Genomic DNA, 13,693 nt, shown 5'->3' with positions numbered 1-13,693 from the left:
GTGTCAGGCCGCGCGGACTCTGGCGAAGTTGAACAGGCAGTTGGGGAGCCCGGCAGACATCGGTGCCGGTATGGGAGAGGCTTACGACTGAGGTTTCTTCGGCTTCGGCTGATGAAGCTTCCTCTTCACACTCGGCGTCAAAGCGCTTCGGACATCCTTGTCGACGGTCGCAAGGTCGAACCACTCGGGGTCGAAATGCCCGCCGCACCAGCGCTTGGTTTCCCGGTGCTCGGGGTCCTTGGGATCACCGATCACCTCCAGAAATCGCTCATAGCCGGGAATACCGCCGACATCCTCGGGCGGACGGGCGCGCGCGCCATCGATGCACGTCGCTTGCTGGGGAACGCTTTCCAGGAAGAGCTGCTCTTCGATTTCGACGGTATGATACCAGTCGTCGCCAAAATCGTAGAGGTACGTGAACGTGGCGCCAGCGCTACGGAAATCGCACAGTCGGACCTCGCGCTCGTCGAAGACCTGCGGATCGCCGGCGGCCGAAGCCTCCGCGGCTTCGACGGCATCGCCATAGCGCAGTCCCCCGACATCGAACTCGTGGAGATGATAGTTCCACCAGTTAAAGGCTGCCTGGATCACCAGGTGAAGCTGCTCGAGGTTCCATTCGCTCGGCACGACGAGGCACCGCCAGACGGCTGGCTCGATCTCGTCGATCGAGACCCTGAGTCGAACGGCGTTAGGAGGTCCAAACATAGCGCCGAGCAAACCGGTAACTACTCACAAGGTCAAGAACGTCGTGTGTGGTGGACCGTAAGACCCGTGCCGATCTCTCGACACAGTTTTCACACAGCCTGTCACGCGCCGTCCCAGTCCAGCCTGCCGCCGACGTGGTCCTCGAAGTCGAGCCGCGCCCGGTCGAGCGGCGGCACGCGCCAGACTCGGCGGCCGCGCCTGTCTCGGGCATCGACCTCTACGCCGACCGTGCGCAGGAAGCGCGCCATCGCAGTCGTGGTGAAAGGGCCATGCCGGCCCATACCCTTCGCCATCGTCTCCAGACGGGCAAGTGCTTCCTCCTTGTCGATACTGTCGATATCGACGGAACCCTCGCGCCAGCGATCCTCGGAAAGGTTCGGCCCGATCTCGCCGGCCTCGAGCGTGCGATACCACCAGAACGACATGGGATCGCGCCGGAACGCCTGCACCTTCTGATCGGTGAGCGCCGAGGTCGCCGGGATGTGCGAGCGCGGATGCCAGCCGGTCAGGTCGAGCGCCATCAATTCGTGCAGCATGGCGCTCAACCCGCCATTCCGCATCTGCGCGTTCAGCGCCTCGAAGAAGCCGGCAGGCAAAGAACGCCGCGCCTCGGTGCTGGCCTCGAACACGGCGAAGCGCCGCTCATCGGCGGAAGCCGGCACGATCCAGTCCTCATTCGAGAGGATGATCGGATGCAGCATGTTCGGCCCCGACACGATCGGGCGGCCCTTCGGCTCAAAGCTCAGGACCGGCTCGGTGATGAGGTTCTTGAGCGCGCCTTCCGCCTTCTTGTCGCCGGCCCAAAAGCCTTCATCGACCACCAGCAGGATGCAATCCATCAGGTGCTCGTTGAAGCGTCCGACAAAATGCTCGGGCTGGGCAACCTGCTTGCCGTGCAGGCCGGCGATGTCTCTCAATGCGCGGGCGAACGTACCCTTGCCGACGCCCTTCGCGCCCTTGAACACGAGCGCGACCTCGGCCGGCACATGCGGCTTCTGTACCATGAAGGCGGCCCATCTGACGATGTAGTCAAACGACGCTTCGTCACCACCGCAGAGTACGTCCCTGACCATGCGCTGCATCAGCGACCAGTCGCCGGCCTTCGGCGCGACGGCCCAGCCGCGCCAAAGATTGTAATAGGGCTTGTCATGCTTGCGGTCGGGCGCGGGGTCGAACACCACGCCGTCGTACTGCCGCCGCATCGGGTGCTTGACCCACCACGAGCCGAGCGGACGAACGCTGCCGTCGTCGAGCGTCACGGTGCGGCTGTCGAGATGGCTCTTGACGGCATGGTCGGAGTACCATTCGACATCGGTGTTTCCGAGAGTCGGGTGACGCCGCTCGCGGCCGATCAGGTACTTGCCGCCATGCAGCACGGTGAAGTGGTCGCGGTTGACATTGGCAAGCGCGATGTCGGCCTCTGACAGCGGCATCTCCGGCGTGTCGGGAAAATCCTGCTCGGCAGGCGAACGCAAGACCTTCTCGATGAGGGCGCCCTGGCCGTTATCGGAAAGCGCCTTGAGCAGGGTGCCGAGCTTCACACCATTCGGCTTGGCGTGAAGCGAATTCCACTTATCGCGGATCACCGCCTCGTCATCGACGTAGTCGGGATCGGCAAGCGACCACGCCACGAACTCGTCCACGCCTTCGCCATTGGTGCCGAAGTGCGCCGACATCATGATCTTGAGCCAGTCGTCGTAGCGGCCGTTGTAGCCAAGCACATTCAGCCCCGTGAGAAGCTCTTCCAATTGCTCGGGCGTGATCTCGCCAGGATCGTTGTCCGATGCAACAACGGCCGGCTTCCGGAGCACATCTAGGAGCGCCGTGGTCACCTCGGGCGCCTCCGAGAGCGACAGAGCAAGTACGTCGTCATCGAGCGCGTATAGCTGTCCGGTTTCGGGATGGATCGATCCGGCCGCGACCGCCTGACCGCCTTTCGACTTGAAGTCGATACCCTTGTAGGATGCGAGCTTGCCCACAATCTCGATGTCCGCGGGCTTACGGTAGTAGAAGTGGAAGCCGCCGCCTCCGGTCTTTACGAACGGCGCATCGGGTAGAGCGAAGTCCGCCTTGAGCCGCACGAAAGGATCGTCGGCACCGCCGAAATTGCGGGGGTCGACATCGACCACGAGATCGGTGTCTCGCAGGCGAACGCCAACGTTGCCGCCGCCGAGCATGTGCGAGACGGAGTCCTCCGCCGTCATCGGCGGCTCGGTCGGCCAGCCCTTGTGCAGCGGATGCTTGCCGGTTCGCTTGCCGCCAAATCCCACCGCGTCCTTGTCGTGCAGCGGGATCAACTCGTGTCCCGCCGCATGGTGCGCGGCAAGCAGCTTATGGTCGGTGAACGACGGCGTTCGGTTCGTTGCCGTCTCGGCACTCTCATGGGCACCGGCGTCGAACCCGGCATTCTTCTCCCGAGCACCTGCGGGCGCATCGATCTCTCCGATGCGCCCGTTCTCATTTTCGAACTCGCTCATCGGTTGGCCTCCCCACGCACGAAGGAGTCCAAATCGTCGCGATGGTAGCGAACCGACTTTCCGTTGATAAGGTGATAGCGCGGGCCTTCGCCACGAGCGCGCCAGGTCTTGAGCGTTCCAGGCTCGCAGCCGACATAGGTCGCGGCCGACTCCGTATCGTGCCAGGGCGAGCGGTTGTGGGCGTCGAGAACGCGCCGCAGCGTGCTCTCGACAAGATCGATCGTGATCGTCGTCGTGTTGTCCGTCATGGGACACACCTCCAGTAAGCATAGGCGCGCACCGGCGCCAGCGAGATTGATAGGAAGTGTGACCGGCTCTCTCGCTTGCTTGCTCACTGGATGGGGTCGGCCCGATCACCTGCCGATGCGCGAAGCCTCAAAAGGGCATCCCCGTCGCGCGCACGATAACCAAGGCGGAAAACCGCCCCGGTTGCAATACTCATTTTCGAGCGGCCAAGATTTTCGTCTCAAGCGCCTGGGCATGAGGGCGCAGGTGCTCGACCAGGTGTTCGGCATGGACGTAGCCGCCGGATGCACCGGGCAGCTTCTGTCCGAGCAGCAAGGCGCTCTCCGCATAGGGAGCGCCGGCCGCGATGAATATGGTACGGGCCAGGTGCCGGTATTCGTGCGGGCTCGGCAGCTTCTTGCGCGGCTCCTTCGGCTCCTCGACCTTGCCGCTCGCGCTCGTCGGCGACGGCCAGAGCCACTCGCTGTTCAACGGCGCATCCGTCTCAAGCCGGGCCTTCAGCATGTCCCGCAGGAAACTCCCCATCGGGAACATCATCGACTGGTCGGAGGTCTTCATATGTCTGAACGCAATCACGCCTCGCTCAAAATCCACATCGTTGCGGCGCACCTGCAAGAGCGAGGACCGCCTCGCGCCGGTCAGCATAAACGCCCGGTGCAGGTCGCGCCGGATCGGGCTCAAGGTTTCGGTCGCCTCCCACCAAGCCGCAAGGTCGATTGCGTCGACTTCACGCCGCTTCGGAACAGGAATGCGGATCGCCGCAATCGGATTGGACGGAATGGTTTCATCCAGCCGCCGCGCCGTGTTGATGACCGCTCGCAGGGTCCGCATGACGCAAATGGCGACGGTCTGTCCGTTTGATGTGCGAAGGCGATCGTAGATGTCCCGCACCTCCGAGCGCGAGAGGTCGGCCACGGCCCGGTTCTTGATGCGGCTCAAATAATGAGTGCAGTTGTATCTGTAGCTCTCGACCGTCGCCTCGCGGAACGGCTTCTCTCCGAGGTGCGCCTCAAGCGCCTGCAAGACGGTGATGCCGGTCTCCTCCGGTCCCGCGGTCGGATCGATGCCGGATTGTATCTGGCTCATGATCGCCTTGGCTCGATTTCGAGCCTCGCGAAGGCCGATCCGATCCGCCCGGTCGATCTTGACCCGCACAGTCCGCACATGACGTCCGTTCCTGCGGACATCGCCCTGAACGGCGAAGGTCTTGGTGGTGGCATGGCACACGACCATCAGGCCCTTGACCTGCTCGTCGCGCCAAATTCCAGAGTTGAGAGGAAGCTCGCGGATGCGAGCTTCGGTGAGGTTCACGACAGCCATTCTGGTCTTCTCCGAGCACCGTGTTGAGCACCGCACGGTGATCGCCGAGGATCACCGCACGTCGCCTATGGTGTCGTGTAAGACCTTGTCCGCGAACCAATAATCTCCGATAGTACGCCGCTGGTCACCCTAGGTTCGCGCATTTCCTAAACCTGGGGTCAGGGGTTCGACTCCCTTCCGGGACGCCATCACCGGGGTCAGGCGCCGATTTTTTTGCCGGCCCTGCGGATGAAGCGGCGGGAGCGCTCTCGACAGGTCGTGGAGCGGCCACGACGGATCGATCCGCTCAGCGCAGGTCTGATCGCACGGTACAGGGCCGCATGAATTGATGGAGGATGATGCAACGAGCGTCTCAAGGAGATGGCGGCAACCATTCCCGATGCCATGCGACCTTATTTAGAGAAGCCGCGGCGTGGCGACGCTTGCGTTCTCGGTTTACAGAGACATTTACGAAATGAAGGAGCGCCAAACGTTGGAAAAGCAAAGAGAAGCGGCGCGCCGCAAGGGCCGCACGAATCGGGTCATAGGCGATGGCACGGGATGCTCCCATGCCATCGCAGTCGTAATCAATGCTTATTGCTGGTCTGAATGATTCCGTAGGCCATGCTTCCGCAGAGTATTAGAAAAACCGCGAGGAAGCCTCCGACGATAAGGAAGAAATCGGGCGGCATGGTCATGTCTCCGGCGATTAGGAACGCCCCCGCTGGAGAGATACGCCGGTTCGCTGAACCGCACCAATCAATGGTTTGAGAACGACTGTCATCTACTTGACATCCGCCCGATTCTGAACGTGTTGCGAGCCTCTACCCGGACGTCGTGACATAGGCTGCCGGTATACTTACCGACAAGGACCGCGGACCGCGCAGTCATCGTCAGGGCGCCGTCCATTCCGGTCGCAGCCCTCTCGTTCGATACTTGGCTGAGCGTCTCTCTCGCATCGGATCACAAGACAACTTGTCCTGCTCCGTCCTGACAACTCTGTCCATGGCGCCCGGCCACCCGCTCGAAAGAGGTACTATAGCGTTTTCGAGCGAGCATGTCCTCGGACTTGACCCGAGCATGGATGCCAGTTCGCGTGAAGAAAATGCGTCAAATCAAAATCTGAAAACCCCGCTTCTGATTCCATCAGACGCGAAAAGGCTCTAGAATGCGAGGCTGAGGCAGCGGCGAAAACGTTTGCCCAGAAGCTCGTTTCCCGAGCGCTTCACATGTGGATCCCATGTTGAATAGCATCAATTCGCCGTCAGGCCGCGAAGAAGATCAACTCCCGGGCGGAATCGCACGCTGCCGCTTTCGGAATCTCTAGATGACAGGCAATCCTTACGACGTGCTCGGTGTTTCCTCCTCGGCTTCCGCCGCCCATATCCAAAAAGCCTATCGGAAGCTGGCAAAGACGCTGCATCCGGATCTCAATCCGGGCGACAAGGACGCCGAAGAGAAGTTCAAGGAAGTCTCCGCCGCCTACAATCTGCTTGGCGATGCCGAGAAGCGCAAGCGTTTCGACAACGGTGAGATCGACGCGTCGGGCGCGGAAAGACCGCAACATCAATTCTATCGAGACTTCGCCAACGCGGACGACGGACATCCTTACGCCAGCACTTCCGGCTTCGCCGACTTCATGGACACGGACGACGCCTTGGCCGAGCTTCTGAGGCGCGGACAACGAGCGCGCGCGAACCGGCGCGGCGAGGATCTGCATTACCGGCTGCCGGTCGATTTCGTCGACTCGATCACCGGCGCAAGCAAGCGCATCACCCTGCCGGATGGCGGCACGCTGGAGGTGAAGATTCCGCCTGGGCTGATCGACGGACAAATCCTGCGCCTGAAAGGCAAAGGGGCGTCTGGCGCGGGTAAGGGCGACCCTGGCGATGCGCTGATCGAAGTAGAGGTCTTGCCCGACCGCCGCTTTGCGCGCGACGGCGACGATATCTCATTGGAGCTGCCGGTCTCGCTTTCCGAAGCCGTGCTTGGAAGCCGGGTTCGTGTTCCGACCCCGACCGGCGACGTGACCATGTCGGTGCCAAGAGGCTCGAATACGGGAACGATCCTCCGTTTGAAAGGAAAAGGCGCGCCGCGCCGCGGTGGCGGCAACGGTGATGAACTCGTCAAGCTGAAGGTCGTTCTACCCAAATCGCCGGATTCGGAGCTCGAGGCATTCGTATCGAACTGGACGAAAGGCAAGGAATTCAATCCGCGTGGAGGCACGCCGTTATGATCATGAGCAAGGAGCAATTCCTGACATCGTCGGGTGTCCAGGTTCAGACACTGGAGTTCTGGCTCGAGCAGCAGTGGCTGATACCGGAGGAGAGCGCCGTTGGCATGAGCTTTTCCGAGAGGGACATCGCACGGGCGCGTCTCATCCAGGATCTCGCACGCGAATTTGGCGTCAACGACGAGGGGATCGACGTGATCCTTCATCTCGTCGATCAGCTCCACGGGATGCGTCGCGCGTTTGCGCAACTGAACAAGGACATTCGCGGAACGTCGGCTTAGGTGTCAGCTCCGTAAATCATCGACGCACAGAAGCAGGTTGAAACGTCCAATAGAGGGCCGGCGAGTGATGATCGCGCACTCATTGATGATCCGCTCTTCCTGGAACGAAACCAATTCCCGGATACGACGTTTTAGAACATTCATATGACTTGGAACATTCATGTGACTGGACTGTCGCAACTGTCGCCCTGATCACATCAGGGCTTTCCTCGACGATCTCGCGAATTGGGTCCGTCGAGGCATTGTTTGAGAAAGCGGCGTAAGCGATGATCACCATACCGCTTGGAACGACGGGAAGTTTCCTGCTGGACGTGAAGCCGGAACATCTGGCCAGCCGGATGAAGGACCCGACGCTTCCCCATGTGCTCGCGACGCCTGTCATGATCCTGGCGATGGAGAATGCGGCGCTGAGCGCCATTTCCAGCTATCTGAAGCCAGGCGAGCGGGCGGTCGGCACCGCGATCGATGTTCGCCATCTTGCCGCAACCCCGGTTGGATTGCGTGTTGTCGCGACCGCCGTCGTCACCAAGGTCGATGGGCGGCAGATCGTTTTCGACGTGACCGCGCATGACGGAATCGAGGAGATCGGAAAAGGCACGCATGAGCGCGCGGTCATCGATCTCCGTCGATTGCAGCAGCGTCTCGACGCAAAGAGCGCTCGCTCGGCGGCTGCCCGGGAGAGCTAAGGGTCGCGAGCAACACCATCCGAACCAATGGCTTCATGTGACCACGAGCTTCATTAAGCGGGGGGTGCGCCAGAGGAGAGCAACATGACTAACAGGATCAAGCCCAATATGGATGTTATCGGTGCCGATGGCGTTCACGTTGGCACGGTTGATCGCGTTGAGGGAGATCGTATCAAGCTCAAGAAGAGTGACGGTTTCGGATCCCACGAGGGGCATCATCATTTTATTGAGATGGGTCTCGTGGCCGGCATCGAAGGCGACAAGGTCCGTCTTTCTGCGAACGCCGACATTGCCGTCACCCTGGAGGAAGAGCCGTCCGGCCGACCTGTCAAGTTGGAATGACTTCCCGGCGTGGTCACATCGGGCGCGGCGCTCCTTGAGCGGAGCGGGAACGATACCTGTCGGGGGCGGTTGTTCAGAAAACCGAGGATGGTGGGTCATGCCTCTGACTCTCGCAGAAGCCCAGCGTATCGTCGCCGGCGCGATCGCCGAAGCGCGCAAGCATAACGCTCAAATCAGCGTGACCGTCTGCGATGCCGAGGGCCGGCTCGTTGCTCTCAATCGAATGGATGGCGCCGCCGCCGAGGCCAATCACGGCTCCATCGGTAAGGCTATTGCCGCGGCATCCTTCGGCAAGTCGAGTGGTGCAAGCGGACTGTCGGGCGACATTTTTCCCCTAAGGACCGGCACGGTGATCGGGGAGGGGCTGCCGGTCGACCATCGTCGCGGCGGCCTGCCTGTAGTCGGGGACGCCGGCGTCGAGGGAGGCTGTGGCGTCGATGGCGCTGGCGGCGGCGAGGAAAACGAGGCGTGTGCACGGGCCGGCCTTGCGATGGCGAGGACATCCCGGCACGATCGGTGATCCATAGTCCGTTCGGCTGGATTTCATTGCGCGTGAGACAAGCACCGGCGATCGCATTCGCGTCTCGTTGTGCCAGTTCATGCAGGGGAAGCGGATGGATAACTTGTCCCGCTGCCGCCGGACAGAACGTTCAGCCTTCGCGCGGAATTCGTCAGTCTATTAAAATTGTTCATGTGCCGATGGGCATGACCGTTGCTTGGCGATTTGAAACGGCCGCGCAGGCTTGAGTCCAGGGAGAGCGCCAGATGGATGAGTATGATCTCTATATCAATGCCAGGAAGCCGGCCATCGGGCTCTACGTGCGCAAAGGCGCAAGTCTTCCTGATCTCGCCGACAAGGGAGATTGGGTTTTTGACGGCACCGCGGCGCAGAACTTGTTGCCTGCGGACGTCGTCGAAGGGGTGAAGGCTGACGGTCACGCATTCCGGGACATGGATTAAGGCGTCAAACGCGGTGGTGCGCTCTCTCGCTTCGGGAGGGTTCGTCGGTGAGGCCGGCCCTGCCTGGTCTCGGGAGCCGGCGTCGCCCGACTGTGGCGGATCACGCCGTCAACGGCAGAACGCCATATCTCTCGTAGCAATTTTGGGGGACGCAGGGTCCGCGAAAAATGGTGGCGTACTCGCCGGCACGGGCGCAAAGTCTTACAACTTGACGTGAGCCGAACGTGGATACGATGTTAATCTCGCGCATCGGGGCGGCCGCGTAACCGGAGCTGCCGATGGGCGAGGGTCGTATGATGGCTTCAGCGGAGCCTCGATCGGGTCAGCAAGGAGTATAAGGTGCCATCCATCGTATCACAGCCGGTCTTCGCCAAACTCACGCGGGCCGCCATTTTTCTTGTCGTTACGATCGACGCCGGGAAGGACAATGAAGCATCGGTGCGAGGTCTGTGTGGCGATCTGTCCTCGCTTTTGCGCGCGGTCGGGTTTCGCGATCTCGAGGGCGACCTGCTGTGCGTCATGGGGTTCGGCGCTGCCGCCTGGGACCGGCTCTTCGGTTCGCCGAAGCCGAAGGACCTGCATCCTTTCCGCGAGATTCGCGGTCAACATCACGCTGTCGCAACACCCGGCGACATTCTCTTTCATATCCGCGCAAGGCGCATGGATCTCTGTTTCGAGCTGGCGTCGCAGATCATGTCGCGGCTCCGCGGCGCCGTATCGACCGTCGATGAGGTTCACGGATTCACCTACTTCGACGATCGCGACCTGATCGGCTTTGTCGATGGGACCGAGAGCCCGAGCGGACAGGCGGCGATCGACGCCACGCTCATAGGCGAGGAGGACGGCGCCTTCGCCGGCGGCAGCTACGTCATTGTCCAGAAATACATTCATGACCTGCAGGGATGGAATGCGTTGCCGATCGAGGAACAGGAAAACATCATCGGCCGCCACAAGCTGTCTGACATTGAGCAACGCGAGTCCGTGAAGAAGCCCTATGCGCACAACGTCCTCACCTCAATCGAGGAAAACGGCGAGCAGCTTCAGATCGTGCGTGACAACATGCCGTTCGGCGACATCGGCAAGGGGGAATTCGGCACCTATTTCATAGGCTACGCGCGGTCGCCGCTGCGAATCGAAAAGATGCTTGATAACATGTTCATCGGCAATCCGCCCGGCAACTACGATCATCTGCTCGATTTCAGCCGCGCGGTCACGGGCTCGCTATTCTTCGTGCCATCAGCAACATTCCTCGACGCCGTCACTCCGGAGAGCGCATCTGCGGCGGCGCTCGTCGATGCCCCCAGCCAGCTTGAGGCGGAAGGTGCCCCTCTCACGCGCTCGCCGTCGGGTCATGAATCGCTCGGCATCGGATCTTTAAAAAACGCGGCAAGAAAAGAGGTAGGGCATGAATAACCTTCATCGGGAGCTGGCTCCCATCTCGGACGCGGCATGGGCGCAGATCGACGAAGAGGCATCCCGCACCCTCAAGCGTCATCTGGCGGCACGGCGGGTGGTCGACGTTCCCGCCCCGAAAGGCCTTGGTCTTTCCGCTGTCGGGACCGGCCATCTTCATCAGATCCAGGCTCCGGACGACGGGATCAAGGCCGCTCAACGGGACGCGAAAGCACTGGTCGAATTGCGCGTTTCGTTCGAATTGTCGCGGCAACAGATCGACGATGTCGAGCGTGGTGCGACGGATTCGGACTGGTCGCCGGTGAAAGAGGCAGCCCGCAGGATCGCCTTCGCCGAAGACCGCGCCGTTTTCGACGGATATGCGGCGGCCGGGATTCAGGGCATCCGTCAAGACAGCAGCAATCCAGGCATGATGCTGCCGTCGAATGTCAGGGCTTATCCGGGCGCGGTCGCAGAGGCCGTCAGCCAACTGCGCCTCGCCGGCTGCAACGGCCCGTATGCGCTCGTGCTTGGTGCGGATGCCTACACCGCCGCGAGTGCGGGCAGCGACGAGGGCTATCCGGTCTTCCACCACCTCGAGCGTGTCGTCGACGGCGGAATAATCTGGGCGCCGGCCATTGAGGGCGCGTTCGTGCTGACGACACGCGGTGGTGATTTCGAGCTCGATATCGGGCTGGATTTGTCAATCGGTTACGCGAGTCATTCCAGCACAGCCGTCGAACTGTATTTTCTGGAGACTTTCACCTTCCGGTTGCTGACGACGGAAGCTGTCGTCGTGCTCACGCCCGGCGAAAAAGCATAGCAGGCGTCTTCGCCTGCCGAGGATAGCAAGCTGCAGCCTCCGAATGGTTTGGCAAAGCGTTGGGATGAACGATGTCACCAGGGCAAGATTCGCCGTTATTCATGTCCGAGGATGGTCTCAGGAAGGCAATAGAACCGGCCGAATCCGAATTGCGGGAGAAGTATGAGTCGATCATACGCGAGAGTTACGAGCGCTGCCATCCCGAGGATACGCTGGACGATCTGAAGCACCGTGCGCGATTTTCGAAGGAGGACCAGGGGTTATTGCGCGACTGGATGGCTTTCGCCGCGTGGTTGGCAGGGAATCCGTGAGATGACGAAGGGATCGGCGATCACGTCGCCTGGAATTCCGGGACTCGCCGGGTATCGGATACGATCATCGCCATTCCCACCCACAAGGGGCGCGCCCTCGATTATGCGTGAAGCCGACACGTGACGCTGCCGTTCTTCACCATCGGCCATTCCAACCGGAGTCTCGAGACGTTTGTCGGGCTGCTGAGCGGGCCGCGGGTTGAACGGGTCGTTGACATCAGGAAGATCCCGATGTCCCGAGCCAATCCGCAATTCAACAAGGACACGCTACCCGAGGCTTTGGCGGCCTTCCAGATTTCGTACGACCATATCGCGGCCCTGGGCGGTCTCCGTGGACGGGCGCGGACCGTGCCTCGCGACGTCAACGGTTTCTGGACCAACGAAAGCTTTCACAACTACGCCGACTATGCACTGTCAGCCGAATTCCATCATGGCTTGGAGAAACTGCTTCATGACGGCCATGAGCGTCGCTGTGCGATCATGTGTTCCGAGGCCGTGTGGTGGCGCTGCCATCGTTGGATTGTCACCGATTATTTGATCGCCCGCGGAGAAACTGTTTTTCACATCATGGGCCAGGATCGCCTGGAGCCCGCCCGCCTGGCGCGAGGCGCGGTCGTCCGACCCGACGATGATATGGTTGTCTATCCGGCTGTGCCGATCGGATCGGGAAATGGTTAGTTCCGATCACGATGGCGTCAGGGCCGGATTCAGTGAGTCGAAGTCGCGCGCCAGGCGAGATTGCGCGACGGTGTCTCTGCCGGCAACCGGTTCGAATCCGTCGCACGAGGCGAGAAAAGGACACTGCGTCAACCCGAGCGGCTAAAATAAATGCCAGCCGAAGCGGCGCAAATTCCTTTTATAGCGTTTTCAAGCGGAATCCGGTTCGCTTGAAGAAAACGCGTCAAATCAAGAGCCTCGAGTCTTTCACCGTTTCACAGAAACGATGAAACACTCTACCCGGCTCCAAACTCCGTCTTGATCCAATCGTCGACGGCCTTTTTTGACTGCAGTTCATGATATCCATAGCGCTTTTGCAGCTTCCCTTCGAGCAACTCGCGCCTGCCGTCGATTTCATCGAAGTCGTCGTCAGTGAGCTTGCCCCAATGCTGTTTAACCTTGCCTTTGAACTGCGCCCAGTTTCCTTTGATCCGGTCATCCCAGTCCGCCATAGGGCTCATACTGTTCATGCTGCTCTCCTCTGGTAGCGAAGAAGAACGGCCCCGAGGTTATCTTGTTCCAAGGTGTTTGCCGCTGCCGCCGCACATTCTCGCAGGAAAGGGTAACGAGCATGCCAAAAACAAGCCACCCACCAATCAATGATTTAGCGCCGGTCGTATTGCCAAAGATGGACAAATTGTCTTCGATATCGAGTGTCATTGAAATCGTCTGATTGGATCACCTCGAGACATGCTTGCGAGCCTCGAGAGGCGGCGGAATTTCCTGACATCCCAGACGCGAGAGCATCGTTCAACGGTCAACCTGCGCCACGCTACGACCACTTGCGCCACCGGACCATGCCTGCTCGATCAAGGCCCGGCAGACCGCCTCGACTTTGAGCGTCTTCATGAAGCTCTCCGCCTTGGCGTTGTCGTACGGGTTTCCGCGCCGGCTCATCGAGCCAACCAAGCCATGGGCCGCCAGCAATGCTTGATAGATACCAGACGCGTATTGCGATCCCCGGTCAGAATGATGAATGCATCCTGGTTGCGGGCGCCGTCGCTCGATCGCTACCTTCAGAGCTGCGAGCGCGAGCCGTGCGTCGATGGACCTGCCGATCGCATAGCCGACGACCCGGCGTGACCAGGCGTCGAGGATGATCGCCGCAGAGGCAAAAACGCCGATGATGGCGACGTAGGTCAGGCCCGCTACCCAGAGCTGGTCCGGGCCATCAAGGATAATATCCTTCGAACGATCCGGGAAGATGGGCTGATTATGATC

The 13,693-nt window shown here is 60.8% G+C and carries 16 protein-coding genes and 1 pseudogene; 10 read left to right on the top strand and 7 right to left on the bottom strand.

Going from position 1 to position 13,693, the window contains the following annotated elements:
- Positions 1–81: 81 nt before the first annotated feature.
- The 4 genes from ACMDCM_RS12185 to ACMDCM_RS12170 all read right to left on the bottom strand — a co-directional run bounded on the left by ACMDCM_RS12185 (position 82) and on the right by ACMDCM_RS12170 (position 4,748).
- The gene (locus ACMDCM_RS12185) at positions 82–705 is read right to left on the bottom strand and encodes a plasmid pRiA4b ORF-3 family protein (protein WP_412773802.1); all 624 of its coding nucleotides are present in this window, start codon (positions 703–705) and stop codon (positions 82–84) included.
- 101 nt (positions 706–806) lie between these two features.
- On the bottom strand, positions 807–3,182 hold the full coding sequence (locus tag ACMDCM_RS12180; protein ID WP_412773801.1) for a bifunctional DNA primase/polymerase: 2,376 nt from the start codon (positions 3,180–3,182) through the stop codon (positions 807–809).
- Positions 3,179–3,430 (bottom strand): helix-turn-helix transcriptional regulator, encoded by a 252-nt coding sequence (locus tag ACMDCM_RS12175; protein ID WP_412773800.1) that lies wholly within the window; start codon positions 3,428–3,430, stop codon positions 3,179–3,181. The genes ACMDCM_RS12180 and ACMDCM_RS12175 overlap by 4 nt, the downstream gene beginning before the upstream one ends.
- 190 nt (positions 3,431–3,620) lie before the next feature.
- The gene (locus tag ACMDCM_RS12170; RefSeq protein ID WP_412773799.1) at positions 3,621–4,748 is read right to left on the bottom strand and encodes a tyrosine-type recombinase/integrase; all 1,128 of its coding nucleotides are present in this window, start codon (positions 4,746–4,748) and stop codon (positions 3,621–3,623) included.
- A 1,306-nt stretch (positions 4,749–6,054) separates the two neighbouring features.
- Here ACMDCM_RS12170 and ACMDCM_RS12165 point away from each other — a divergent pair.
- The 10 genes from ACMDCM_RS12165 (at position 6,055) to ACMDCM_RS12120 (ending at position 12,433) form a co-directional block, all read left to right on the top strand.
- Positions 6,055–6,963 carry a DnaJ C-terminal domain-containing protein gene (locus ACMDCM_RS12165; RefSeq protein ID WP_412773798.1) on the top strand — a complete coding sequence of 303 codons (909 nt, stop codon included), beginning with the start codon at positions 6,055–6,057 and terminating at the stop codon, positions 6,961–6,963.
- Positions 6,960–7,241: a chaperone modulator CbpM gene (locus ACMDCM_RS12160; RefSeq protein WP_412773797.1), complete on the top strand. Its 282-nt coding sequence runs from the start codon at positions 6,960–6,962 to the stop codon at positions 7,239–7,241. Before ACMDCM_RS12165 ends, ACMDCM_RS12160 begins: the two co-directional genes overlap by 4 nt.
- Positions 7,242–7,507: 266 nt before the next feature.
- The gene (locus ACMDCM_RS12155; protein ID WP_412773796.1) at positions 7,508–7,927 is read left to right on the top strand and encodes a thioesterase family protein; all 420 of its coding nucleotides are present in this window, start codon (positions 7,508–7,510) and stop codon (positions 7,925–7,927) included.
- Between the two features lie 84 nt (positions 7,928–8,011).
- On the top strand, positions 8,012–8,269 hold the full coding sequence (locus tag ACMDCM_RS12150) for a DUF2171 domain-containing protein (protein ID WP_412773795.1): 258 nt from the start codon (positions 8,012–8,014) through the stop codon (positions 8,267–8,269).
- 97 nt (positions 8,270–8,366) lie between these two features.
- The gene (locus tag ACMDCM_RS12145; protein WP_412773794.1) at positions 8,367–8,789 is read left to right on the top strand and encodes a GlcG/HbpS family heme-binding protein; all 423 of its coding nucleotides are present in this window, start codon (positions 8,367–8,369) and stop codon (positions 8,787–8,789) included.
- A 245-nt stretch (positions 8,790–9,034) separates the two neighbouring features.
- The gene (locus tag ACMDCM_RS12140; RefSeq protein WP_412773793.1) at positions 9,035–9,229 is read left to right on the top strand and encodes a hypothetical protein; all 195 of its coding nucleotides are present in this window, start codon (positions 9,035–9,037) and stop codon (positions 9,227–9,229) included.
- Between the two features lie 339 nt (positions 9,230–9,568).
- Entirely contained in the window at positions 9,569–10,642 is a 1,074-nt protein-coding gene (locus ACMDCM_RS12135; protein WP_412773792.1) for a Dyp-type peroxidase, read from the top strand.
- Entirely contained in the window at positions 10,635–11,444 is an 810-nt protein-coding gene (locus tag ACMDCM_RS12130) for a family 1 encapsulin nanocompartment shell protein (protein WP_412773791.1), read from the top strand. Before ACMDCM_RS12135 ends, ACMDCM_RS12130 begins: the two co-directional genes overlap by 8 nt.
- 101 nt (positions 11,445–11,545) lie before the next feature.
- On the top strand, positions 11,546–11,755 hold the full coding sequence (locus ACMDCM_RS12125) for a hypothetical protein (RefSeq protein ID WP_412773790.1): 210 nt from the start codon (positions 11,546–11,548) through the stop codon (positions 11,753–11,755).
- A gap of 120 nt (positions 11,756–11,875) precedes the next feature.
- Positions 11,876–12,433, top strand: a complete 558-nt coding sequence (locus ACMDCM_RS12120; protein ID WP_412773789.1) for a DUF488 domain-containing protein — start codon at positions 11,876–11,878, stop codon at positions 12,431–12,433.
- Positions 12,434–12,708: 275 nt separating this feature from the next.
- Here ACMDCM_RS12120 and ACMDCM_RS12115 read toward each other — a convergent pair whose 3' ends face one another.
- The 3 genes and pseudogenes from ACMDCM_RS12115 to ACMDCM_RS12105 form a co-directional block, all read right to left on the bottom strand.
- Positions 12,709–12,933 carry a CsbD family protein gene (locus ACMDCM_RS12115; RefSeq protein WP_412774739.1) on the bottom strand — a complete coding sequence of 75 codons (225 nt, stop codon included), beginning with the start codon at positions 12,931–12,933 and terminating at the stop codon, positions 12,709–12,711.
- Positions 12,908–13,132: a hypothetical protein gene (locus ACMDCM_RS12110; RefSeq protein WP_412773788.1), complete on the bottom strand. Its 225-nt coding sequence runs from the start codon at positions 13,130–13,132 to the stop codon at positions 12,908–12,910. Before ACMDCM_RS12110 ends, ACMDCM_RS12115 begins: the two co-directional genes overlap by 26 nt.
- Before the next feature lie 228 nt (positions 13,133–13,360).
- A pseudogene (locus tag ACMDCM_RS12105) lies at positions 13,361–13,651 on the bottom strand (transposase); the annotation flags it as partial.
- Positions 13,652–13,693: the final 42 nt, after the last annotated feature.

Source organism: Nitrobacter sp., assembly GCF_047149785.1.
In the GTDB taxonomy this organism is placed as follows: Bacteria; Pseudomonadota; Alphaproteobacteria; order Rhizobiales; family Xanthobacteraceae; genus Nitrobacter.
This window is presented reverse-complemented; position numbering and strand designations above follow the sequence as displayed.